Below are 23,165 nucleotides of genomic sequence, written 5' to 3'. Positions count from 1 at the left end.
TACGCAACCGCCCCGGCACCGTTCACGATGCCGGGGCAGCCGGAAAGTCAGGAGCGCCGGCTCGTCAGACGACGACCTTCTTGAGGGCGTCGCCGAGCGCCTCGGCCTCGTCAGGGGTCAGCTCGACGACGAGTCGACCGCCGCCTTCGAGCGGAACGCGCATGACAATGCCCCGCCCCTCCTTGGTCACCTCGAGCGGGCCATCACCCGTCCGCGGCTTCATGGCCGCCATGCTCGTTCCCCTTCCTGAAACCAGGCTCATCGTCTGCCGACGGCCCCGGGAGGGCACCCGCAGTCCGTGGCGGACACGCGTCACCGGCATCGAACACATTGCTTCCAAGCCATTATCCCGCATCTCAGGACCCGATGACCAACATCGGTCGGCATCGCTTGGGCAACGCGCGCGAGCAAAACCACCCAATTCGGGGATGTGACTGCGATACTGCGCCCCCTCGCGAACCCCAGCGGCCCGGATCCGCTCCGGATTTCTTTGACGCAGGTCACACGTCCGGTCCGGTCACCGGCCGGGGTTGTCCGCCATGCTGTCCTTCGGACAGCGGCGTACCGGGCGGTACGTCACCAGTTGCGACACGAGGGGATGCGCCATGGCCGACACCGTGCTCTACGAGGTGAGCGACGGGCTCGCGACGATCACGCTGAACCGCCCCGAGGCGATGAACGCGCTGAACATCGCGACCAAGGTCGCCCTGCGGGAGGCGGCGGAATCCGCGGCGGCGGACACGGCCGTACGGGCGATCCTGCTGACCGCGGCCGGGGACCGGGCGTTCTGCGTGGGCCAGGACCTCAAGGAGCACATCGGGCTTCTGGTGTCGGACCGTGAGACGGGGTCCCGGCAGACGATGAGCACGGTCAAGGAGCACTACAACCCGATCGTGAAGGCGCTGGCCGGGGCGCCCAAGCCGGTCGTCGCCGCGGTGAACGGGGTGGCGGCCGGTGCGGGCTTCGGCTTCGCGCTCGCCGCGGACTACCGGGTGGTGGCTCAGACGGCGGCCTTCAACACCTCCTTCGCGGGCGTCGCGCTGACGGCCGACTCCGGGATCTCCTGGACGCTGCCCCGGGTGATCGGCCCGGGCCGCGCCGCCGACCTGCTGCTCTTCCCGCGCAGCATCAGCGCCCAGGACGCCTTGGAGCTGGGCATCGCCAACAGGCTGGTGCCCTCCGCCGACCTGCGCGCCGAGGCCGAGAAGGTGGCGCGGGCACTGGCCGAGGGCCCGACGGTGGCCTACGCGGCGATCAAGGAGGCGATGGCCTACGGCCTGACGCACTCCCTGGCCGAGACCCTGGAGAAGGAGGACGAGCTCCAGACCCGGGCCGGGCAGTCCGAGGACCACGCGATCGCGGTGCAGGCGTTCGTGAACAAGGAGAAGCCGAAGTACCTCGGCCGCTGAGCCCCGGCCGGGCCGGACACGGCCCAGGTCGTGTCCGGCCTAGCCGGCGGACGGGCGGCCCCGGCTCACGCAGGTCTCCAGGTGGTCGTCGACCAGGCCGCACGCCTGCATCAGCGCGTAGGCCGTCGTCGGGCCGACGAACCTCAGGCCCCGCTTCTTGAGCGCCTTGGACAGGGCGGTGGACTCCGGGGTGACCGCGGGGACGTCGGCGAGGGTCTTCGGTGCCGGCCGGGCCGCCGGGTCGGGGGCGTGCGACCAGACGAGGTCGTCCAGGTCGCCCTCGGCCCAGTCGGCGAGCACGCGCGCGTTGGCGAGCGTGGCGTCGATCTTGGCGCGGTTGCGGATGATGCCGGCGTCGGCCAGCAGCCGCTCACGGTCCTCGTCCGTGAAGGCGGCGACCTTCTCGATGTGGAAGCCGGCGAAGGCGGTGCGGAAGCCCGGGCGGCGGCGCAGGATCGTGATCCAGGACAGGCCCGACTGGAACGCCTCCAGGCTGAGCCGTTCGAAGAGGGCGTCGTCGCCGTGGACCGGGCGGCCCCACTCCTCGTCGTGGTAGGACACGTAGTCCTCGGTGGACAGGGCCCAGGGGCAGCGCAGCGCGCCGTCCGGCCCGGCGAGCGCGGCGCTCATCGCCCGGCCTCCGGGCCCGGCTTGTCCAGCCGGGGGTGCGCGGCCGCGCGGGCGCCGGCCAGTGCGGACTCCAGGTCGGAGATCCGGGCGTCCCGCTCGGTGAGTTCGGCGGCGAGGCGGCCGAGGGCGTCGTCGACGTCGGCCATGCGGTAGCCGCGCGGGGCGACCGGGAAGCGCAGGGTCTCCACGTCGGCCCCGCTGACGGGGCGGTCGGGGGGCAGCGGGTCCTGGAGCCGCTCGGGGGCCGCTTCGGGCAGCGGCGCGCTCTCGCCGCCGCCCACCACGGCGAGTGTCACCGCGGCCACCACCACGGCGAGGGCGACGACCAGGAACAAGAACATGACCATCGTTGGAGTCCCCACGCTCGATGTGCCGGACGCCGTGCCGGGCGCCGATTCCGTCTGGGTCCGATCGTGCCATGCGAGTCCGACGGTTAGGGTCGCAGGCGGCGGTACTGCGGCAAGTCACGGGAGAGGTCACAGGGGATGCTCAGGCTGGGCAAGCGGGAATTCGGGCCGCACGAGCCGGTGATCATGGCGATCGTGAACCGGACCCCGGACTCCTTCTACGACCAGGGGGCCACGTTCCGCGACGAGCCGGCGCTGGCACGGGTGGAACGGGCGGTGACCGAGGGCGCCGCGATCGTCGACATCGGCGGGGTGAAGGCCGGGCCGGGCGAGGAGGTCACGGCCGAGGAGGAGGTACGACGCACCGTCGGCTTCGTCGCGGAGGTACGGCGCCGCTTCCCGGACGTGATCATCAGCGTGGACACCTGGCGGGCCGAGGTCGGCGAGGCGGTCTGCGAGGCGGGCGCGGACCTGCTCAACGACGCGTGGGGCGGGGTGGATCCGGGGCTGGCGGAGGTCGCGGCGCGCCACGGGGTGGGGCTGGTGTGCACGCACGCGGGCGGTGCCGAGCCGCGGACCCGGCCGCACCGGGTGACCTACGACGACGTCATGGCGGACATCCTGGAGGTGACCGTGGGCCTGGCGGAGCGCGCGGTGGCGCTGGGCGTGCCCCGGGAGTCGGTGCTGATCGACCCGGGGCACGACTTCGGCAAGAACACCCGGCACAGTCTGGAGGCGACGCGGCGGCTGGAGGAGATGGTGGCCACCGGGTGGCCGGTGCTGGTGTCGCTGTCGAACAAGGACTTCGTGGGCGAGACGCTGGACCGGCCGGTCAAGGAGCGGCTGATCGGGACGCTGGCCACGACGGCGGTGTCGGCGTGGCTCGGCGCCCAGGTCTACCGGGTGCACGAGGTCGCCGAGACCCGGCAGGTGCTGGAGATGGTGGCGTCGATCGCCGGGCACCGCCCTCCGGCGGTGGCCCGGCGCGGCGTGGCCTAGCCCGCCGGGGCCGCTAGCGGCCCGCCTCCTTCGACACCAGGGCGACCGCTTCCTGCACGTCGTCGGTGACGTGGAAGAGCAGCAGGTCCTTCTCGGCGGCCTTGCCCTGGGCCACCACGGTCCGCTTCAGCCAGTCCACCAGGCCGCCCCAGTACTCGCTGCCGAAGAGGACGATGGGGAAGCGGGTGACCTTCTGGGTCTGGACCAGGGTGAGGGCCTCGAAGAGCTCGTCCAGGGTGCCGAGGCCGCCCGGCAGCACCACGAAGCCCTGCGCGTACTTCACGAACATCATCTTGCGGACGAAGAAGTAGCGGAAGTTCAGCCCGATGTCGACGTACGGGTTCAGCCCCTGCTCGAAGGGCAGTTCGATGCCGAGGCCCACCGAGGTGCCGCCCGCCTCGCAGGCGCCCTTGTTGGCCGCCTCCATGGCGCCGGGGCCGCCGCCGGTGATCACGGCCCAGCCGGCCTCCACCAGACCGCGGCCCAGGCGTACACCGGCGTCGTACTCCGGCGAGTCCACCGGGGTGCGGGCGGAACCGAACACGCTGATGGCGGGCGGGAGTTCGGCCAGCGTGCCGAAGCCCTCGATGAACTCCGACTGGATCCGCAGCACCCGCCAGGGGTCGGTGTGCACCCAGTCCGTGGGGGCGCGCTCGTCGAGCAGCCGCTGGTCCGTCGTGCTGGCCGTGACCTGTCCACGCCGTCGGAGGACCGGTCCGAGCCGCTGCTCGTCCGGCGGCTGCTTCTTCCCCTCGGGGTTACCGGTCGCCATGTGCGCTCCCTCCGCTTGCGGGTAGTTCGATCTCAGACTAGATCCACGCGGGTTACGGAGGGGGGACGTGAGCATGTCCGGCGCGCAGCGGCGTCCGGCGGCCCGTTACGCGGTGAGCCACCGGCGCAGCCGCTCCTCGCCCGCGAGGATCTTCGCCACCTCCACCCGCTCGTCCCGCTTGTGCGCCAGGTGCGGGTTGCCGGGGCCGTAGTTGACGGCGGGCACGCCGAGCGCGGAGAAGCGGGAGACGTCCGTCCAGCCGTACTTGGGCTGCGGGGTGCCGCCCACCGCCTCGATGAAGGCCGCGGCGGCCGGGTGCGAGAGGCCGGGCAGCGCGCCGGGGCTGTGGTCGTCGATCACGAACTCCGCCACCCCGCAGTCCGCGAACACCTCGCGGACGTGGGCGATCGCCTCCTCCTCGGTGCGGTCGGGGGCGTAGCGGAAGTTCACCGTCACCACGCACTCGTCCGGGATGACGTTGCCCGCCACTCCGCCGGAGACGCGCACGGCGTTCAGGCCCTCGCGGTACTCCAGGCCGTCGATGACCGGCCACCGGGGCTCGTAGGAGGCGAGCCGGGCCAGGATCGGGGCGGCCGCGTGGATGGCGTTGGAGCCCATCCAGCCGCGCGCCGAGTGGGCCCGCTCGCCCTCGGTCCTCAGCAGCATCCGCAGGGTGCCCTGGCAGCCGCCCTCGACCTGGCCGTCGGACGGCTCCAGCAGGACGGCGAAGTCGCCGCGCAGCCACTCCGGGTGGGCCTCGGCCACGTGCCTGAGGCCGTTCAGCTCGGCGGCGACCTCCTCGTTGTCGTAGAACACGAAGGTCAGGTCGCGGTTGGGGGCGGGGACGGTGGCCGCGATGCGCAGCTGGACCGCCACCCCGGACTTCATGTCGCAGGTGCCGCAGCCCCACAGCACGCCGTCCTCGTCGAGCCGGGACGGCACGTTGTCCGCGATCGGGACGGTGTCGATGTGGCCGGCCAGGATCACCCGCTCGGCCCGGCCGAGGTCGGTCCGGGCGATCACGTTGTTGCCGTGGCGGTCCACCGTCAGGTGCGGCAGGGCGCGCAGGGCGGCCTCGATCGCGTCCGCGAGAGGCTTCTCGGTACCGCTCTCCGAGGGGAAGTCCACGAGTCGCGCGGTGAGTGCCGCGGCGTCCAGCGAGAGATCGAGCAAGGTGTCGGCCATGCCGCCGACCCTAACGTGCCCGTGCGGGGGCCCCGGTGCGCCGCGGTTCGCCCGCCCCGGCTCCTGGGGAGGGAGGGGCTCCGCTACCTTGTACGCGTGTCAGAGCCGTCCCCCATTCGCCCCAAGCGTCGCGGCCGCCTCCTGCGTCTCGGCGCGGCCCTGCTGGTCCTGTGCGGTGTCGCCGCCTACCTCGTGGTGCAGTACGTCACCGGGGGCGGCGGAGCCCGCGGCTGCAAGGTGGTGTCCGCCGGTGAGGGCGGCGCGTCCTACGAGTTCACGCCGGAGCAGGCGGTGAACGCGGCGACGATCGCCGCCGTCGGCACCGGGCGGAACATGCCGCAGCGGGCCGTGGCCATCGCGCTGGCGACCGCCATCCAGGAGTCGGGGCTGCGCAACATCGACCACGGCGACCGGGATTCCCTCGGTCTGTTCCAGCAGCGGCCCTCGCAGGGCTGGGGCACCGAGCGGCAGATCATGGACCCGGCGTACGCGGCGGGCATCTTCTACGCGCACCTGGCCCGGGTGCCGGACTACGGCAGTCTGCCGCTGACGGTCGCGGCGCAGCGGGTGCAGCGCAGCGGCTACCCGGAGGCGTACGCCAAGCACGAGCCGGACGCCGAGCTGCTGGCCGCGGCCCTGACCGGAACCGCGGCGGCCACGCTGACCTGCGACGGGCGTCCGGGAACCGGCGTCGAGGCGACCGGTCCCGACGCCGTGCGCGCGGCGCTGGTCCGGGACTTCGGGCGGGACGCGCTGCAGGAGACCGGCGCGGAGGTGGGCGGTACGGCGGTGCCGTCGCCGTCGCCTTCGCCGAGCGTCACCGCGACCGCGCACGGGCGGACGGTGACGGTGCCGGTGCCCGACGGGGCGCGGACGGACGCGACCGGGCGCGGTGAGCGGCAGCGGGGCTGGCAGCTGGCGCACTGGGCCGTCGCGAACTCCTCGGCGCTGCACATCGAGCGGGTGTCGTACGCGGGCCGGGAGTGGACCGCGGGCAGCGGCGGCGGCCAGTGGCACACCCCACGCGCGCAGGGCACCGGGGGCGCGGAGCAGTCCTCGGGGGCGGTCCGGATCGTCACCGGACAGTAGTACGGCGCCTCACCCGGCCGGGTTGCGCGGCGCCGGGGAGCGGCCGCGCCCGGGGGAACCACGCCGGTTTTCCACCGGCCCTTGGGATTTCAGGGCGGGAAGGATTCTGCACGGGCACACACGGACGCCCTTTGCCCGTTTTTATCCACAAACGATAATGCGATGCGTTATCCATTCTTTACCTTCCGTGTCCGCAACCTTCGTCGGTCTCGAGCGGTAGTCACGGCGTCCGAGCTCGGACGACCACAGCGTTCTCCCCCGTCGAATGGAGCATCATGTCCCTCCCCCTGACCCGCCGGATCGCCCGTGCCGCGCTGCTCGTCGCAGCGGGAGCGGCCGCCGGGGTCGGTGCGGCCGGCTCTGCCGGCGCGGCCACCAACCTGCCGGCGGCCACCCCGAACCTGGGCGGTCTGACCGCCCTGGACGGGGCGCAGGTCGGCACCACCGTCGACGGTGCGGCGCAGCACGTCACCGGCCTCGCGGGCAACGCGGGCGGCAAGGCGGTCGCGCAGGCGGTGCCGGCCGCCGGGAAGACCGGCGGCGGTGCCGTGAAGAAGGCGACGCCCGTGGCGCAGAAGGCCGCGGGGGACGCGGCCGGGGCCGCCGGAGGCGTCCTCGGGGACACCGCGGCCGGCGCGACCAAGGGCGGGCTGCCGACGGACTCCCTGACCAAGGGCGGGCTGCCCACCTCGTCACTGCCGACCTCCTCGCTGCCGACGAAGGGCCTGCCGCTGGGCGGCTGACGTCCGGACACGCGAAAGGGGTCCAGGGAGCTCCCTGGACCCCTTTCGCGTGCGCGGGCGCCCCACGGGGCGGCGCGGTCAGGCCGTCAGGCCGTCAGGCGGGCCACCGCCGCGGCGACGCGCTCGTCCGTCGCGGTCAGCGCCACGCGCACGAACGTCTCCCCGGCCTCCCCGTAGAAGTCGCCCGGCGCCACCAGGATGCCGAGGCCGGCCAGGTGGGCCACGGTCTCCCAGCAGGACTCGCCGCGGGTGGCCCAGAGGTAGAGGCTGGCCTCGCTGTGCTCGATACGGAAGCCGTGCCCGAGGAGCGCCTCCCGCAGGGCCGTGCGGCGGGCCGCGTAACGCGCGCGCTGGACGTGCACGTGCTCGTCGTCACCGAGGGCCGCCACCACGGCCGCCTGGGTCGGCGCCGAGGTCATCATGCCGCCGTGCTTGCGGATCTCCAGCAGCGGACCGAGGACGGCCGGGTCGCCGGCCAGGAAGGCGGCACGGTAGCCGGCCAGGTTGGACCGCTTGGACAGGGAGTGGACGGCGACGATGCCGTCGTAGGAGCCGCCGTTGACCTCGGGGTGCAGGACCGAGACCGGCTCGGCCTCCCAGCCCAGCTCGATGTAGCACTCGTCGGAGACGAGCAGCACGCCGTGGGCGCGGGCCCAGGCGACGATCCCGGTCAGCTCCGCCTGGGACAGGACCCGCCCGGTCGGGTTGGACGGGGAGTTCAGCCACAGGAGCTTCAGACCCGCCGGGTCCAGCTCGCGCGGGTCGTCGTACGCCTCGTACTCCGCGCGGGCCAGGCGGGCGCCGACCTCGTAGGTCGGGTAGGCCAGGCGCGGGTAGGCCACCCGGTCGCCGGGGCCGAGACCGAGCTGGGTCGGCAGCCAGGCGACCAGTTCCTTGGAGCCGACGACCGGCAGGACGTGGCGGTGGGTGACCCCGCGGGCGCCGAGGCGGCGCTCCAGCCAGCCGGTGATCGCGTCGCGCAGCGCGGGGGTGCCCCAGACCGTGGGGTAGCCCGGCGAGTCGGCCGCGTCGACCAGGGCCTTCTGGATCAGTTCGGGGACCGGGTCGACCGGGGTGCCGACGGACAGGTCGACGATTCCGTCCGGGTGGGCCGCGGCCGTCTTCTTGTACGGCTCCAGCTTGTCCCAGGGGAAGGTGGGGAGACGGTCGGAGACTGCGGACACGGAATCTGGCTCTCTTTCGTCGGTACGGCAAACGCCTCGGTCCCGTACGGCGCTGATCGGGGCGATCGGCCGTACGGGACCGGGGCGGCGCTGGTGCGGGCCGCTAGGGCGTCCGGAAGGTCACTCGCCCTGCGGCGGGAGCGCGGCGATGACGGGGTGGTCGCGCTCGATCAGGCCCAGCTTGCTGGCGCCGCCGGGCGAGCCCAGCTCGTCGAAGAACTCGACGTTCGCCTTGTAGTAGTCCTTCCACTCCTCCGGAGTGTCGTCCTCGTAGAAGATCGCCTCGACCGGGCAGACCGGCTCACAGGCACCACAGTCGACGCATTCGTCCGGGTGGATGTACAAGGACCGCTGGCCCTCGTAGATGCAGTCGACCGGGCACTCCTCGATGCACGCCTTGTCCTTCACGTCGACACAAGGCTGCGCGATGACGTAGGTCACGCTGTCGTTCCTCCTCGATAGGGCGCTGGCGGGCCTCCGTAGGCTCCGCCGCCTGGCGCGCGGGAGCGCGGCGTCGTCGATGCCCGCCCCTAGTATCTCCGTTCCGGGGCATGATCCGAACAGGAGGGGTGAACTGACCAGTGGAAATCTCGGCGCAAGGACGCCTCGAGGTCCGTATCACCGCTGCTGACGTGGGCAAACGGGTCTCCGTGCGGCGCTTGAGCGAACCTGGGGCGACGCAGGAGAAGTTCACCGACACGGTGGGTGTTCTCACATCATGGGACGCAGGCGTGCTCATGATCACACAGCGGGACGGCAGAAGTGTCCGGATTCCGGAGACGGCGCTGGTAGCGGGCAAGGTCGTACCGGCCGCCCCGGCGCGCCGCAGGGGCCCGGCGGCCACCTATCCGGAACTCGCGCGCGCCGCCGCGCGCGCCTGGCGGCCGGTGGAGAGCGAGCGGCTCGGCGAGTGGGAGCTGCGGGCGGCGGCCGAGCCGCGCCCGGCCGGGGCCGCCGGGCGCCGTACGGGCTTCACCCGGCGGGCCAACAGCGTGCTGCCGCTCGGTGACCCCGGGCTGCCGCTGGACGAGGCGCTGGCGGCCGTACGGCGCTGGTACGGCGAACGCGGCCTGCCCGCCTACGTCCAGACGGCGACGGGCGCCGAGGGCACCCAGGAGCTGCTGTGCGCCGAACTGGAGCGGCGCGGCTGGGTCCGGGAGGTGAGCGCCGAGCTGTGGATCGGGGCGCTGGCGCCGCTCGCGGACCGGGCGGAGGGCACCGGGGTGGTGCTGTCCCGGACGGCCGACGAGGCGTGGCTCGCCCGGTATCAGCGCAGGCCCGTGGGCGAGGTGGCCCTGCGCGTGCTCGGCAGCGGGCCCTCGGTGTGGTTCGCGACCGTGCCCGGGGACGGCCCGGACGCGCCGGTGGCGGCCATCGGGCGGTGCGTCGTGGACGGGCGGTGGGCCGGGTTCGCGGCCGTCGAGGTCGATCCCGCCCGGCGCCGGCGGGGCCTGGCCACCGAGGTGATGGCCGCGCTGGCCGGCCGGGCCCTCGAGGAGGGCGCCTCGGCGGCCTGGCTGCAGGTGGAGGACGACAACGAGGGCGCGCGCTCCCTGTACGCGTCCCTCGGCATGGCCCCGCACCACGCCTACCACCACTACCGGGAACCGGACGCGTCCGGTCCCGCGCGGTCGTAGGAACCCCCGTGGAAGGGCATAGGCCAGACATGCGGCACCCTCGTCTCCCACCTCCCTACCCGCCCCCGCCGGAGCGGTCCGCCGAGCTGCGGCGGCGGTTCGGGGAGGAGGCCCGGTCGGAGCGGCCCGACCTGTCGGCGCTGTGCCTGCTGATCGGCGCCGAGGCGGACGGCTCGCTGGACGAGGCCGGCATCGACGCGGCCCAGGTCGAGCTCGACGGGCTCGCCGGGCGGCTGCCGTTCCGGCCCGGCGGCCCGCGGGCGTGGGCGGAGGCGGTGTGCGGGCTGCTGGGCGAGCGCCTGGGGTTCCACGGGACCCCGGCCGACTACCAGCGGCTGGAGTCCTCGCTGCTGCACGAGGTGCTGCGGCGGCGGCGCGGGCTGCCGATCCTGCTGTCGGTGGTGTGGCTGGAGGCCGCCCGGCGGGCCGGGGCGCCGGTGTACGGGGTGGCGCTGCCCGGGCACTTCGTGGTCGGGTTCGGGCCGGAGCGCGACCAGGTGCTGGTCGATCCGTTCGACGGCGGCCGGGTGCTGGCCGGAACGGACGCCGAGCTGCTGGTGGCGGGCGCCACCGGGGCGCCGCTCGAGCCGTCCATGCTGGTGCCCGCGGAGCCGCTGGAGGTCGTCCAGCGGATCCTGAACAACATCCGGGCGTGGGCCGCGGCCCGGCCCGAGCGCTCGGACGTCGCGCTGCGGGCGGTCGAGCTGAGCCTGCTGCTGCCCTCGCACCCGGCCCGGCTGCGCTACGAGCGTGGGCAACTGCTGGTGCAACGCGGTGAGTTCGTGGCGGGTGCGGCGGAGCTTGACGCCTACGCGCACCTGATCGAGGTGGTCGACGAACCGGCCGCCCTGCGGGTGCGGCAGCAGGCCGAGACGGCCCGGGCGATGCTCAACTGAGCCCTGGGGCCCGGTGCGGCACGGCAGGGGGCCGTCTGCGCGCCAGGGCCCTGGGGCGTGTCCGGCCTACAGCCAGCCCTTCTCGCGGGCCGTGCGCACCGCCTCGGCCCGGTTGCGCACGGCCAGCTTCTGTATGGCCGTGGAGAGGTAGTTGCGGACCGTGCCCTGGGACAGGTGCAGGGCGGCGGCGAGTTCGGCGTTGGTGGAGCCGTCGGCCGCGGCGCGCAGCACCTCGCGCTCGCGGTCGGTGAGCGGGTTGGCGCCCTCGGCCAGCGCGGCGGCGGCCAGCGTGGGGTCGATGACCCGCTCCCCGGCCAGCACCTTGCGCACGGCGGCGGCGAGTTGGGCGGCCGGCGCGTCCTTGACCAGGAAGGCGTCGGCGCCCGCCTCCATGGCGCTGCGCAGGTAGCCGGGACGGCCGAAGGTGGTGAGGACGACGAGCTTGACCGCCGGGTACCTGCGGTGCACCTGGGCGGCGGCCTCGATGCCGGTGCAGCCGGGCATCTCGATGTCGAGCAGCGCCACGTCGACGCCGTGCGCGCCGACGGCCGCCAGCACCTCGTCGCCGCGGGCGACCTGGGCGACGACCTCGATGTCGTCCTCCAGGCCGAGCAGCGCGGCCAGTGCCTCGCGCACCATCGACTGGTCCTCGGCCAGGAGGACCTTGATCACGCTCGTCATGCCCCGGATACTACGGCCACCACGGGGGGCGCGGGGACCCGGGCGAGCAACCGGAAGCCGTGCCTGATCCGGCCCGCCTCCAGGGCGCCGCCCACCTTCTCCAGCCGTTCGGTCAGGCCGGTCAGGCCGTTGCCCGGGCCCTTGCCGGAACCGCCGGATCCGTTGTCCTCGACGGTGAGTTCGAGGACCGGGCCGTCCAGGGTCTGGCGGCGCAGGAGCTGTACCAGGCAGCGGTCGGCGCCGCTGTGCCGGACCACGTTCGTGACCGCCTCGCGCAGCGTCCAGGCGAGGGTGGACTCGGCCTCCTCGGCGATGCCGGTGAGGTCGGGGTCGGCGGGGACCTCGGCCAGCACCCCGGCGGCGGTCAGCGCGACCTGGGCGCCGGCGAGCTCGGCGGCGAGGCGGGGGCGGCGGTAGCCGGTGACGGCCTCCCGGACGTCGACCAGGGCCTGCCGGCTGACCTGTTCGATGTCGGCGACCTGCCGGGCCGCCTTGTCGGGGTGGTCGGGCAGCATCCGGCCGGCCAGCTCGCTCTTGAGCGTGATCAGGGACAGCGAGTGGCCGAGCAGGTCGTGCAGGTCACGGGCGAGCCGCAGCCGCTCCTCGTTGGCGGCGAGCTGGGCGACGGTGGCCCGGGCCCGGCGCAGCTCGATCGTGGTGCGCACCAGGTGGCCCACGCCGGTCATCGCGAAGCCGATGAGCAGGTTGAGCAGGAGGAGGTCACGCGCCGTGCGGATGTCGGAGTGCAACCCGACCAGGTACAGCACGAGAGCGCAGCCCGGGATGGCCCAGTAGGCCGCCCGGGGCGGCAGCGTCGCCCCGCAGGCCACCGAGAGATAGACGAACAGGCCGAGCCAGGCGCCGCCGAGGGTGTAGGACAGCAGGGGTGCCAGGACGCCGAGGACCGTGAGCAGGCTGATCACGAACCTCGGCGTGAAGGGCCGGCCCATGTTGCGGAAGACCAGCGCCAGGTAGCTGCCGACGAAGGCGGCGAGGCCGGCCGTCCCCGCGGCGGTGGCCAGGGTGCCGTGGGCGCCGCCGACGAGGTCCTCGATCGGCGACTTGAGGAAGACCAGCCAGACGCCTATCCACAGCACCTTGACCGTCATCTCGCGCCGGTTGCGGGGCGGCCAGCCCACGGGTACGTGCTTCGTGGTGGGCGCCTTGCTGTCTTCCGTCATCGTGCTCACGCCTTCAGCGTGTCCTTCCGGTACAGCCAGGCCGCGCCGCCCGCGAAGAGGACGAAGGAGACGACGAGGATGGCGATGTCCTGGGTGTGGGGGGCCTCGCTCTGCTCGACGGCCCGCCCCAGAGCAGCGTACGCGTGCGTGGGCAGCCACTCGGCGATGTCCTGGAGCCACTGCGGGAAGCTCGTGGAGGGCATCCACAGGCCGCCCAGGATCGACATGCCGAAGTAGATGATCATCGTGACGGGGCGGACCGCGTCGCCGGAGGCCAGGTAGCCGATGGCGACGCCGAGCGCGGCGAAGACGAGGCTGCCCGCCCAGATCACGCCGGTGAGGGCGAGCCACTGCCAGGCGTCGAGGCGGACGTCCTTCACGGCCGCGGCGACGAGGAAGACCACGATGATCGACGGCAGGCTGACCACGGCGGCGCCGGCGGTCTTGGCCAGCACGTAGCCGTGCCCGGGCAGCGTGGTCAGCCGCAGCTGCCGTACCCAGCCGTTCTCGCGCTCCTTGGCGATGCGCTCGCTGTTGCCCATCAGGACGGCGGTCAGGGCGCCGAAGGAGGCCATGGAGACCATCAGGTAGGTGGCGACGGTCAGGCCGCTGTCGCCGACCCGCTCGCCGGAGCCGGAACTGCTGGCGAAGATCAGGTAGATGAACGAGGGGTAGAGCACCGAGAAGAACAGGAACTTCTTGTTGCGCAGGGCGCGGCTCAGTTCGAGCTTGATCAGGGAGTTCATGACTGCTTGGCCTCCTCGGCCTCCGTGATGGCGACGAAGGCCTGCTCGAGACCGAGTCCGGCGACTTCGAGGTTGCGGGGGTAGAGGCCGAGGCCGTAGACGGCGTGGACGGTCGCGTCGGCGTCGGCGGACTGGATGCGGACGGTCTGGCCGGAGACGTCGAGCGAGGTGAGGAAGGGCAGGTCGCGCAGGGCACTCTCGTCGATCTCGCCCTCGAGGTCGAAGGAGACCCGGCGGGCGCCGGCCCTGGCCTTGATCTCGGCGGCCGTGCCGTCGGCGAGCAGCCGGCCCCGGTGCAGCACCAGCACGCGGTCGGCGATGGCGTCGGCCTCTTCGAGGTAGTGGGTGGCGAAGAGGACCGTGCGGCCCTGGTCGGCCTGCTCGCGCATGGTGGCCCAGAAGGCCTGGCGGGCGGAGACGTCCATGCCGGTGGTCGGTTCGTCCAGGATGATCAGGTCGCTGTCGCCCGCGGTGGCCAGGGCGAAGCGGACGCGCTGCATCTGGCCGCCGGAGAGCTTGTTGACCTTGCGGTCGGCGATCTGGGTGATGCTCGCGCGTGCCATCACGTCCTCGGCCTTGTACGGCTTCGGGTGCAGCGAGCAGGCCAGCCTCACCAGTTCGGTGACGGTGACGTCGTCCATGAGCCCGCCGCTCTGCAGCATGGCTCCCACCCGCCCGGCGACGATCGCCTCGCGCGGGCTGGTGCCGAACACGCCGACGCTGCCGCTGTCGGGGTGCTTGAGGCCCAGCAGGAGGTCGAGGGTGGTGGACTTGCCGGCGCCGTTCGGGCCGAGAAGGGCGACGGTCTCCCCCGGGTACAGGCGGAGCGAGAGCCCGTCGACGGCCCGCACGTCCCCGTACGTCTTGGTCACCTGGTCGAACCCGACCACCGGGGTGGTGGTGGCCGGTGCCGCTGTCGTTGTCATGCCCACCATGCTGGCCGTGGGGGGCCGGTCCGGGGCAGTGTCGGCGGTCCTCGATGCCGGATGACAGATGTCATGCGGTCCGGGTGACACGGCGAGGGGGCGCCCGGTGGGCGCCCCCGTACCGCCGTGTCAGCTCGGGTTGGTGGCGATGACCGCGACCCGGTTGGTCCGGCTCGTCAGGGCGCCGCGCAGGGCCAGGTAGACGTCCTGGGGCGTGACGGCGGTCTTCTTCCCGTTGGCCCGGGTGATCAGCACACCGTCGAAGGTCTGGCCGTAGAGCTGCTTCAGGGCGGCCAGGTCGGGCTTGTCGACGAGCTTGCCGTCGACGGCGGTCACCCGGAGGAACTTCCACAGCGACTTCTGCGGGCTCATCTGGATCGAGTGCAGCGCGTCCGTCCGCACCGTGACGTTCGCCGACATCGCCGGGCCGGCGAAGTCCTTCATCTCCCGGTCGACCTCGGCGTTGGAGACCGTCGGCTGCCGGGTGGTGCTCGGGACGGTCACGGGGACGGCCGTGCCGGTCTCCACCATGGTGCGGTAGGCCTGGGCGACCGCCTGGCCGGACCGGGCGGCGTCGACGGCCTTGCCCGCCTTGCCGTAGACGGCGACGGCCTTGCCGGCCTTGAACTCGACGCCGCCGTCGGTGACGGTGCCGGAGCCCGAGCCGCCGCCGGTCTGCTGGAGCGCGGCCTGGAGCTTCTCCTCGTCCACCGGCATGACCGGCTCGATCTCGCGCTTCTGCCCGAAGAGGGAGCCGACCACGGTGACCGGGTTGTAGTCGCTCTTCGCGGCCGCCGCGACCGTGCTCTGGAAGTCGAACTGGAGGCCCGCGTTGTCGGGGGCGATGGACACCGTCTTGCCGCCGACGGACAGCTTCAGCGGCTGGTTGACCCGCTTGCCGAAGGCGTCGTCGAGCTTCTTGACGGCGTCGTCGCGGGTGCCGCCGCCGATGTCGACGCCGAGCACGGTGGTGCCCTTGGGCACGTCGGTGTGGTTCATCAGCAGCCCGGCGCCGTAGGCGCCGCCCGCGAGGACGACCACGCCGACCGCGAGCAGCACGAGCTTGCTGCGGCCCTTCTTCTTCGGCTTGGCCGCGGCCTTGGGCGGGGCGGCCGGCTCCGGCCGCTTGGGCGCGGTGCGCGGCGCGGGCCCGTCGGCGAGCGCGCCGCCGGGACCGAACGGGGCGTTCCCGGCGCCGGGGACGACCGGGATGCCGCTGGTGACGGTGTGTCCGGAGACGTTGTCCGGGGCGCGGTAGCCGGGCGTGCCGGGTTCGGGGGCCGGCTTCTGCGGGGTCAGGATCGCGGTGTCGTCGCTGAGGCCGCCGCCGGGCATCCGGTGGCTGCCGGTGTCGCCGGGGAGCTGGTGGCTGCCCGTGTCGCCGTAGCCGCCCGGCATCTGCCGGCTGCCCGTGTCGCCGTAGCCACCGGGCATCCGGTGGCTGCCGGTGTCACCGGGGAGCTGGTGGCTGCCGGTGTCGCCCGGGAGCTGGTGGCTGCCGGTGTCGCCGTAGCCGCCGGGGCCGGTGAAGGACTCCCCCGGGCCGAGGTCGAGGTCGCTGAGCGCGCTCCTCGGGGCGGCCGGCGGGACGAACGGGCCGTCACCGGTGACCGGGCCGCCGGTCGGGCCCGCGGGGCCCTGCGGGCCGCGGCCGCCCTGGCCGGTCGGCCCGTTGAAGCCGTTCGGGCCGCCGGAGCCGCCGGTGCCGTTCGCACCGTTCGCGCCGGAGGTGCCGGCGAAGCCGTTCTGGCCGCTCTCCGAGAAGTACGGCAGGTCGTCGCGGCCGGCTTCACCGCCGCCGGGGGTGCCCGGGCGGGAGCCGCCCAGCGGGCCCGCGGCCAGCGCCTCGGTCACGTCGAACGAGCCGGTGCCGCCGCCGTGTCCCGGGGCGACCGGGCCGCCGGTGGCGCTGGGCAGGCCCGAGCCCTTCGGGCCGCCGGGACGGGGTCCGCCCGGTGCGCCCATGGAGCCGACCACACCGCCGGGGCGCCCGGCCCCCGACTTGGCGCCGGGGCCGCCGGACGTGCCGGAGGCACCCGGAGCGCCCGGACGCGCGCCCGGCGCGGAGGCCGCGGACGGGCCCGAAGCGGGGGAAGGACCGGAAGGCGCGGAAGCCGCGGCGGAACCGCCGGGCGTACCGGCGCCGTTCGTGCCGCCGCCGCCCTGACCGCCCTTGGGGGTGCCGGACTTGCGGGGCGCGAACCAGTCGCTGGTCTTCTCCTCGGCCTGCGCGGCGGGTTCGGCGGCCGGTTCGGGGGCGGCCGGCGGCGCGGCGGCGGGGGCCGACGGCCGCGGCGGCTCGGCGGCCGGGGCGTCCACGGCGGCCTCGGACTCCGCGACGGGCTTGCGCACGACGACCGGCGGGATCGGCCGGGATCCGGGGATGTTGATCCGGATCCGGGTCGTCAGCGTGGTCTCGGTCTTGCGTTCCTCGGGCTGCGCGGCCGAACGGCCCGCGTCCGCGGCGGCGTCGGAGGCCAGGGGGGTTCCGTACGGCGGCGTCCCCGAGGGGTATGCGGCTCCGCCGGTCCCGTTGGGCCCGGAGGACGGAGTGTCAGTTTCACGACTCAAGGCAGGTTCTCCCGGTTGGCTCCGCCGCCCGTTACGACCTCAGCGGGCAGCTCGGCGGCGCGCACCACCATACTGGCCACGTCTGGCGTGTATCCCATGACCGCCCGGGAAACCCACACCGGACTCCCACGCGTGTCGTATGGCGAAGTGGTACGTCACTTGCCAAGTCGGGCGGGGCCGCCGTGGGGTTGCCGCCCGGGGCCGAGGGTGGCGCAGATCACAGCGAGCGCCATGCCGCCGAACAGGAAGAGGTAGGAACCGCCGCCGGCGCCGAACAGGAAGTCCCCCTCGGGACGGCCGGCGGTGAGCAGCACGACGGCGATCATCCAGCCCGCCACCGGGGCCACCGCTCCGGACCGGCCGCCGAGCGCGTAGGCCCCGCCGAGGAAGAGCCCGGCGGCACCCGCGAGGGCCAGCAGCAGTCCCCCGGGGAACCAGGCGGCCTGGACGAGCGTTCCGGCGAGCCCGACGATCGCGCCGAGCAGGAACAGTCCGGCGAAAGCGGCGATCCGCCCGGCCGACGGGCGGCGCAGCGGCTGGGCGAGCATCGGGCCGCGGCCGGTGGAGCTCATGACGCCTCCGGGGTGACGCCGGCGAACAGGTCGGTCTCCCCGGGCCGCGCCTCGCCGCGCACCAGCTCGTAGTACTCGGTGGTGAACAGCGGCTGCGCCAGCTCGTTGGAGAGCGCGAAGCAGGAGCCGGCCACGTCGATCTGGGTGACGTGGGCGCGCATCGCGGCGGCCTTCGCGGCGCCGTACGCGCCGCCGTCGAGCGTGGTGGTGATCCGCTCGTCGTCGACCACGCCCGGCAGGTCGGCCACGGTGGCGGTCTTGGCGAACGGCAGGCCGGGCAGCTCGTCCTGGAGGCGGACGAAGGCCGCCTCGGCGACGGAGCGGGGCATCCGGTTCCAGTAGACCTTCTGGACCCGGTGGCCGCGTGCGTCCGCGAGTTCGACGGCGCGCATGGCGACGCGGTGGGCCTGGATGTGGTCCGGGTGGCCGTACCCGCCGTTGTCGTCGTAGGTGACGAGGACCTGCGGGCGCAGTTCCAGGATCACCTCGGCCAGCGAGCCGGCCGCCTCGTCGAGGTCGGCCTGCCAGAAGCAGTCGGGATCCTCGTTGTCCGGGATGCCCATCATGCCCGAGTCGCCGTAGCGGCCGGCGCCGCCGAGCAGCCGGACGTCCTCGACGCCCAGCTCGCGCAGCGCCGCGACCAGCTCGCCGCGCCGGTGCGCGCCCAGCGCGGGGCCGGCCAGGTGCCGCAGCCCGGGCGGGATGACCTCGCCCCGCTCCCCCAGGGTGCAGGTGACCAGGGCCACGTGGGCACCCTCGGCCGCGTACCTGGCCATGGTCGCGCCGTTGTTGATCGACTCGTCGTCCGGGTGCGCGTGCACCAGCAGCAGACGCCGGTCGGGCAGATCCGTCATGGGACCACCCTACGAGGTCCGCCCGGGCCGGCCCGTCAGAACTTGATGCTGCCGATCATGCTGGCGACGTTCGTCGTCAGCTCGCTGATCGTGGGCGCGACGGTGGACGAGGCGAGATAGAAGCCGAGCAGCATGCAGATGACCGCGTGACCGCCCTTCAGACCGGACTTCTTGATCAACAAGAAGACGATGATCGCCAGCAGCACCACCGCCGAAATCGAGAGTGCCACGGCGGCTCACCTCCAAAGATCCCAGGGACGAGGGGGGTTCGGACTGTGGGGGTCGTGACCCGGTTTTGTTGATCGTCGGCGCACATCCATGCGAACACCGGCAGGTTCATACCCACTCAGCGGTAGTGATCATAACTATCCGTGCTCGCGCATCGCTCGGCGCACGGCCGCACAAGGGGGCGCATGGCCAATATGGTCGGGGTATGACGACCGAGGCTGACTCCTTCCCCCGTCGGCACGCGCGCACGCAGCGGTTCACGCTCGGTGCGCCGCGCGCGTTCACCGTGGCGCCCGACGGTTCGCGTGTCGTGTTCCTGCGCTCGCGCTCCGGCACCGACCGGGCCAACTCCCTCTGGATCCTCGACCCCGCGGACGGCGCCGAGCGCCTGGCGGCCGACCCCGCAGCCCTGTTGCGGGGAGCCTCGGAAGAGCTGTCCGCCGAGGAGCGGGCGCGCCGGGAACGCAGTCGTGAGGGCGGTGCCGGCATCGTCGGCTACGCCACCGACGCGGCCGTGGAGTTTGCCTCTTTCGCCTTGTCGGGGCGGCTTTTCGCGGCGGAGCTGCGGGCCGGCACGACCCGTGAACTCGCGGTCCCCGGACCGGTCATCGACCCGCGCCCGGCCCCCGACGGGCGGCACGTCGCCTACGTCGCCCGGGGCGCGCTGCGGGTGGTGGCCGCCGGGGGCGGGGACGACAGGCCACTGGCGAAGCCCGAGTCGGACCAGGTCACCTACGGGCTCGCCGAGTTCGTCGCGGCCGAGGAGATGGGGCGCTCGCGGGGTTTCTGGTGGGCGCCGGAGTCGGACCGGCTGCTGGTGGCGCGGGTGGACGACACACCGGTGCGGCGGTGGTGGATCGCCGATCCGGCCCACCCCGAGCGTGAGCCACACCACGTCGCCTACCCGGCGGCGGGTACCCCGAACGCGGACGTACGGCTGTTCGTGCTCGGGCTGGACGGGACGCGCACGGAGGTCGTCTGGGACCGGGCGCGCTACCCGTACCTGGCACGTGTGCACTGGTCACAGGCGGGTGCGCCGCTGCTCCTCGTGCAGTCGCGGGACCAGCGCGGCCAGGTGTTCCTGGCGGTGGACCCGGACTCCGGGGCGACCCGGATGGTGCACGCCGACGAAGATCCAACATGGCTGGAAGTTTTCCCCGGCGTGCCCTGCTGGAGCCCCTCCGGACGCCTGGTGCGGATCGCGGACGAGGGGGGCGCACGGGTGCTCGCGGTGGGTGAACGCCCCCTGACCGGGGCGCAGTTGCACATCCGTGCGGTTCTCGACGTGACGGCCGACGACGTGCTGGTCTCGGCCTCGGCGGGTGAGGACGCGGAGTCCCCCGAGACCGGCGAGGTGCACGTCTACCGGGTCAACGAACTCGGCATGGAGCGCGTGTCGCAGGAGCCCGGGGTGCACTCGGCCGTGCGCGCCGGGGGCGTGACGGTGCTGGTGTCCGCGACGCTGGACAGTCCCGGCACCCGTGTCCAGGTGCTGCGTGACGGAAAACGAACGGCGACTGTCACCTCTTACGCCGAAGACCCCGGTTTGTCCCCCCGCGTGACGCTCACCCATGGGGGCGCACGCCGAATTCCGTGCGCCGTGCTTATGCCTACGGACTACCCCGGTGACACTCCCCTGCCCGTGCTCCTGGACCCCTACGGCGGCCCGCACGGCCAGCGGGTGGTGGCCGCGCACAACGCGCACCTGACCTCGCAGTGGTTCGCCGACCAGGGCTTCGCGGTGGTCGTCGCGGACGGTCGGGGCACCCCGGGCCGATCGCCGGCCTGGGAGAAGGCCGTCCGGGACGACCTGGCGGACGTGGTGCTCCAGGACCAGGTCGACGCGCTGCAGGCCCTGGCCGGGGACTTCCCGCTCGACCTGGGCCGGGTGGCGATCCGCGGCTGGTCCTTCGGCGGCTATCTGGCCGCTCTCGCCGTGCTGCGCCGCCCTGACGTCTTCCACGCGGCGGTGGTCGGCGCGCCCGTCACCGATCTGCGGCTGTACGACACCCACTACCAGGAGCGCTACCTGGGCCACCCGGACGAGCGGCCGGAGGTCTACCGGCGCAACTCGCTGGTCGACGACGCGGGCCTGGTCGACCCGGCCGAGCCGCACCGCCCGATGATGGTCATCCACGGGCTGGCGGACGACAACGTGGTCGTCGCGCACTCGCTGCGGCTGTCCTCGGCCCTGCTGGCGGCGGGCCGCCCGCACGAGGTGCTGCCGCTGTCCGGGGTCACCCACATGACGCCGCAGGAGACCGTGGCGGAGAACCTGCTGCGGTTGCAGCTCGACTTCCTCCGGCGCTCGCTCGGCCTGCCGGGCACGTCGGCAGAGGCGGCACGGACGGCCTGAACGGCGTTAACACGAGGGCAACTTGACGGAAGCGGTTCCGATATACGGACGCGCCAGCCTGGTGGGCGTACGGCCGTGCGGGTGCCGTGAAGCGGGCCGGGGTGCACTGTCACCCCGGCCCGTTGCCGTTCCGGGCGGCCTGCCGCGGCTCCTCCGGCGGCACGACCTGCCGCTCCTGGGCGAAGTGGCAGGCGGAGTCGTGGGCCGCCGGGCCGGTGGTGCCGCGGAACTCCTCGGGCACCGCCAGCGCCGGGACCTCCACGGCGCAGCGCTCCCGGGCCTTCCAGCAGCGGGTGCGGAAGCGGCAGCCGGAGGGGACGGCCGTCGGGGAGGGGACGTCGCCGGCGAGGATGATCCGCTCACGGCGGTCGCGGGCCTCGGGATCCGGGACGGGGACCGCCGAGAGCAGCGCCTGGGTGTAGGGGTGCGTGGGGTGGTCGTAGATCTCGGCCTGGGTGCCGGTCTCCACGATCCGGCCGAGGTACATGACCGCGACCCGGTCCGAGATGTGCCGGACGATCGAGAGGTCGTGGGCGATGAAGACGTAGGACAGCTCGAACTCCGCCTGGAGCCGGTCCATCAGGTTGATCACCTGGGCCTGCACGGAGACGTCCAGGGCGGAGACCGGCTCGTCGGCGACGATCACCTCGGGGCGCAGGGCCAGCCCCCGGGCGATGCCGATGCGCTGGCGCTGGCCGCCGGAGAACTGGTGCGGGTAGCGGTTGACGAAGTCGGGGTCGAGGCCGACCACGTCCAGGAGTTCGCGCACCCGGCGGCGGCGGTCGCCCTTGGGCGCGGCCTCGGGGTGGATGTCGTACGGCTCGCCGACGATGTCGCCCACCGTCATGCGCGGGTTGAGGGAGGTGTACGGGTCCTGGAAGACCATCTGGATGTTGCGGCGGACGGCCTTCAGCGCCCGGCCGGACAACCGGGTGATGTCCTCGCCCTTGAACCTGATGGAGCCCGCCGTCGGGCGCTCCAGATGACACAGCAGCTTGGCCACCGTCGACTTGCCGCAGCCGGACTCGCCGACGATGCCCAGGGTCTCGCCCCGGCCGAGGGTGAAGTCGACGCCGTCGACCGCCCGTACCGCGCCGACCTGCTTCTTGAAGACGATGCCCCGCGTCAGGGGGTAGTGCTTGACGAGGCCGCGGGCCTCCAGGAGCGGCTCAGTGGGCGGGGCCATGCAGGCACTCCCTCCAGAAGTGGCAGGCGCTGCCCCGGGCCTCGGAGACCGCGTGCAGCGGGGGCTCGTCCGTGCGGCAGACGTCCCGGGCCATCGGGCAGCGCGGGTGGAAGGCGCAGCCGGGCGGGATGTGCATGAGGTTCGGCGGCAGGCCCTTGATCGCGTACAGCTCGCGGCCCTTCTGGTCCAGGCGCGGGATGGAGTCCAGCAGGCCGCGGGTGTAGGGGTGGGCGGGCGCCTTGTAGATGTCGTGGACGGGGGCGGACTCGACGATCCGGCCCGCGTACATCACGGCGATCCGGTCGGCGACGTCCGCGACCACCCCCAGGTCGTGCGTGATGAGGATGAGGCCCATCCGGTACTCGCGCTGCAACTCCGCGAGCAGGTCCATGACCTGGGCCTGGACGGTGACGTCCAGGGCGGTGGTGGGCTCGTCCGCGATGATGAGCGCGGGCTCCAGCGCCATCGCCATGGCGATCATGATGCGCTGGCGCATGCCGCCGGAGAACTGGTGCGGGTAGTCCCGGACCCGCTGGGCCGCCCCCGGGATGCGCACGCGGTCCATCAGCTCGACCGCCCGGGTCCGTGCCTCCTTGCGCGACATGCCGCGGTGGACCGTGAACATCTCGCCGAGCTGGTCGCCCACGGAGAGCACGGGGTTGAGCGCGGAGAGCGCGTCCTGGAAGATCATCGCCATCCGGGCGCCGCGGACGCCCCGCCGCTCGTCCTCCTTCAGCTTCAGCAGGTCTTGGCCCTGGAAGAGGATCTCGCCGCCGGTGACGCGGGCCGGCGGGGTGTCGAGGATGCCCATCACGGCCTGCGCGGTCACCGACTTCCCCGAGCCCGACTCGCCGAGCACCGCCAGGGTCTCCCCCGCGTCGACGGCGTACGACACCCCGTTGACCGCGTGGGCGACCCCGTCCCGGGTGCGGAACTCCACGTGCAGGTCGCGCACTTCCAGCAGCATGTCGCC

General features: G+C 73.4%; 24 protein-coding genes. 7 read left to right on the top strand and 17 right to left on the bottom strand.

The window, feature by feature from the left end:
- Positions 1–64: 64 nt before the first annotated feature.
- Entirely contained in the window at positions 65–232 is a 168-nt protein-coding gene (locus B446_RS37325; RefSeq protein ID WP_018544333.1) for a DUF3117 domain-containing protein, read from the bottom strand.
- A 373-nt stretch (positions 233–605) separates the two neighbouring features.
- Here B446_RS37325 and B446_RS24280 point away from each other — a divergent pair, with 373 nt between their 5' ends.
- Positions 606–1,409, top strand: a complete 804-nt coding sequence (locus B446_RS24280) for an enoyl-CoA hydratase/isomerase family protein (RefSeq protein WP_020942078.1) — start codon at positions 606–608, stop codon at positions 1,407–1,409.
- Between the two features lie 39 nt (positions 1,410–1,448).
- On the opposite strand, the gene B446_RS24275 is transcribed toward B446_RS24280, so the two are convergent.
- Positions 1,449–2,039 (bottom strand): DNA-3-methyladenine glycosylase I, encoded by a 591-nt coding sequence (locus B446_RS24275; protein WP_020942077.1) that lies wholly within the window; start codon positions 2,037–2,039, stop codon positions 1,449–1,451.
- Entirely contained in the window at positions 2,036–2,386 is a 351-nt protein-coding gene (locus B446_RS24270; RefSeq protein ID WP_020942076.1) for a DivIVA domain-containing protein, read from the bottom strand. Before B446_RS24270 ends, B446_RS24275 begins: the two co-directional genes overlap by 4 nt.
- A 138-nt stretch (positions 2,387–2,524) precedes the next feature.
- Between B446_RS24270 and folP the strand changes: the two genes are divergently transcribed.
- Positions 2,525–3,385, top strand: a complete 861-nt coding sequence (gene folP / locus B446_RS24265) for a dihydropteroate synthase (protein WP_020942075.1) — start codon at positions 2,525–2,527, stop codon at positions 3,383–3,385.
- A gap of 13 nt (positions 3,386–3,398) precedes the next feature.
- On the opposite strand, the gene B446_RS24260 is transcribed toward folP, so the two are convergent.
- Both B446_RS24260 and dapE read right to left on the bottom strand, forming a co-directional pair.
- The gene (locus B446_RS24260; RefSeq protein WP_020942074.1) at positions 3,399–4,157 is read right to left on the bottom strand and encodes a TIGR00730 family Rossman fold protein; all 759 of its coding nucleotides are present in this window, start codon (positions 4,155–4,157) and stop codon (positions 3,399–3,401) included.
- 105 nt (positions 4,158–4,262) lie between these two features.
- Complete coding sequence (gene dapE, locus B446_RS24255) at positions 4,263–5,342, bottom strand: succinyl-diaminopimelate desuccinylase (RefSeq protein ID WP_020942073.1); 1,080 nt, start codon at positions 5,340–5,342, stop codon at positions 4,263–4,265.
- A 96-nt stretch (positions 5,343–5,438) separates the two neighbouring features.
- On the opposite strand from dapE, the gene B446_RS24250 reads away from it, so the two are divergent.
- Both B446_RS24250 and B446_RS24245 read left to right on the top strand, forming a co-directional pair.
- The gene (locus tag B446_RS24250; protein WP_020942072.1) at positions 5,439–6,431 is read left to right on the top strand and encodes a hypothetical protein; all 993 of its coding nucleotides are present in this window, start codon (positions 5,439–5,441) and stop codon (positions 6,429–6,431) included.
- A gap of 275 nt (positions 6,432–6,706) precedes the next feature.
- A complete protein-coding gene (locus B446_RS24245) occupies positions 6,707–7,174 on the top strand; it encodes a hypothetical protein (RefSeq protein WP_020942071.1) in 468 nt (155 codons plus the stop codon).
- A gap of 86 nt (positions 7,175–7,260) precedes the next feature.
- On the opposite strand, the gene B446_RS24240 is transcribed toward B446_RS24245, so the two are convergent.
- Positions 7,261–8,358: a bifunctional succinyldiaminopimelate transaminase/glutamate-prephenate aminotransferase gene (locus tag B446_RS24240; protein ID WP_020942070.1), complete on the bottom strand. Its 1,098-nt coding sequence runs from the start codon at positions 8,356–8,358 to the stop codon at positions 7,261–7,263.
- 120 nt (positions 8,359–8,478) lie between these two features.
- Complete coding sequence (gene fdxA / locus B446_RS24235) at positions 8,479–8,799, bottom strand: ferredoxin (RefSeq protein WP_020942069.1); 321 nt, start codon at positions 8,797–8,799, stop codon at positions 8,479–8,481.
- Between the two features lie 140 nt (positions 8,800–8,939).
- On the opposite strand from fdxA, the gene B446_RS24230 reads away from it, so the two are divergent.
- Together B446_RS24230 and B446_RS24225 are read left to right on the top strand one after the other, a co-directional pair.
- Entirely contained in the window at positions 8,940–9,995 is a 1,056-nt protein-coding gene (locus tag B446_RS24230; protein ID WP_052352182.1) for a GNAT family N-acetyltransferase, read from the top strand.
- A gap of 29 nt (positions 9,996–10,024) precedes the next feature.
- On the top strand, positions 10,025–10,891 hold the full coding sequence (locus B446_RS24225; RefSeq protein WP_020942067.1) for a transglutaminase-like domain-containing protein: 867 nt from the start codon (positions 10,025–10,027) through the stop codon (positions 10,889–10,891).
- A 66-nt stretch (positions 10,892–10,957) separates the two neighbouring features.
- On the opposite strand, the gene B446_RS24220 is transcribed toward B446_RS24225, so the two are convergent.
- The 8 genes from B446_RS24220 to B446_RS24185 form a co-directional block, all read right to left on the bottom strand.
- Positions 10,958–11,572, bottom strand: a complete 615-nt coding sequence (locus tag B446_RS24220; protein ID WP_043476371.1) for a response regulator transcription factor — start codon at positions 11,570–11,572, stop codon at positions 10,958–10,960.
- Positions 11,569–12,753 carry a sensor histidine kinase gene (locus tag B446_RS24215; RefSeq protein WP_043479029.1) on the bottom strand — a complete coding sequence of 395 codons (1,185 nt, stop codon included), beginning with the start codon at positions 12,751–12,753 and terminating at the stop codon, positions 11,569–11,571. Before B446_RS24215 ends, B446_RS24220 begins: the two co-directional genes overlap by 4 nt.
- Before the next feature lie 5 nt (positions 12,754–12,758).
- A complete protein-coding gene (locus tag B446_RS24210) occupies positions 12,759–13,499 on the bottom strand; it encodes an ABC transporter permease (protein WP_020942064.1) in 741 nt (246 codons plus the stop codon).
- Positions 13,496–14,425: an ABC transporter ATP-binding protein gene (locus B446_RS24205; RefSeq protein WP_020942063.1), complete on the bottom strand. Its 930-nt coding sequence runs from the start codon at positions 14,423–14,425 to the stop codon at positions 13,496–13,498. The genes B446_RS24210 and B446_RS24205 overlap by 4 nt, the downstream gene beginning before the upstream one ends.
- A gap of 129 nt (positions 14,426–14,554) precedes the next feature.
- The gene (locus B446_RS39005) at positions 14,555–16,996 is read right to left on the bottom strand and encodes a hypothetical protein (RefSeq protein WP_020942062.1); all 2,442 of its coding nucleotides are present in this window, start codon (positions 16,994–16,996) and stop codon (positions 14,555–14,557) included.
- A gap of 155 nt (positions 16,997–17,151) precedes the next feature.
- Positions 17,152–17,568, bottom strand: a complete 417-nt coding sequence (locus tag B446_RS24195) for a DUF6113 family protein (RefSeq protein ID WP_020942061.1) — start codon at positions 17,566–17,568, stop codon at positions 17,152–17,154.
- Positions 17,565–18,422, bottom strand: coding sequence for an N-acetyl-1-D-myo-inositol-2-amino-2-deoxy-alpha-D-glucopyranoside deacetylase (mshB, locus tag B446_RS24190; RefSeq protein ID WP_020942060.1), 858 nt, complete (start codon positions 18,420–18,422; stop codon positions 17,565–17,567). Before mshB ends, B446_RS24195 begins: the two co-directional genes overlap by 4 nt.
- Before the next feature lie 35 nt (positions 18,423–18,457).
- The gene (locus tag B446_RS24185; RefSeq protein ID WP_020942059.1) at positions 18,458–18,652 is read right to left on the bottom strand and encodes a hypothetical protein; all 195 of its coding nucleotides are present in this window, start codon (positions 18,650–18,652) and stop codon (positions 18,458–18,460) included.
- A 203-nt stretch (positions 18,653–18,855) separates the two neighbouring features.
- Here B446_RS24185 and B446_RS24180 point away from each other — a divergent pair, with 203 nt between their 5' ends.
- A complete protein-coding gene (locus tag B446_RS24180; RefSeq protein ID WP_020942058.1) occupies positions 18,856–21,006 on the top strand; it encodes a S9 family peptidase in 2,151 nt (716 codons plus the stop codon).
- 109 nt (positions 21,007–21,115) lie between these two features.
- Here B446_RS24180 and B446_RS24175 read toward each other — a convergent pair whose 3' ends face one another.
- Positions 21,116–22,192, bottom strand: a complete 1,077-nt coding sequence (locus B446_RS24175) for an ABC transporter ATP-binding protein (RefSeq protein ID WP_020942057.1) — start codon at positions 22,190–22,192, stop codon at positions 21,116–21,118.
- Positions 22,176–23,159 (bottom strand): ABC transporter ATP-binding protein, encoded by a 984-nt coding sequence (locus tag B446_RS24170; RefSeq protein ID WP_020942056.1) that lies wholly within the window; start codon positions 23,157–23,159, stop codon positions 22,176–22,178. Before B446_RS24170 ends, B446_RS24175 begins: the two co-directional genes overlap by 17 nt.
- Between the last annotated feature and the right edge of the window lie 6 nt (positions 23,160–23,165).

Origin of the sequence: Streptomyces collinus Tu 365 (assembly GCF_000444875.1) — a bacterium.
GTDB classification, from domain to species: domain Bacteria; phylum Actinomycetota; class Actinomycetes; order Streptomycetales; family Streptomycetaceae; genus Streptomyces; species Streptomyces collinus_A.
Note: the sequence above shows the minus strand (reverse complement) of the source record. Positions and strands in the feature narration are given on the sequence as shown.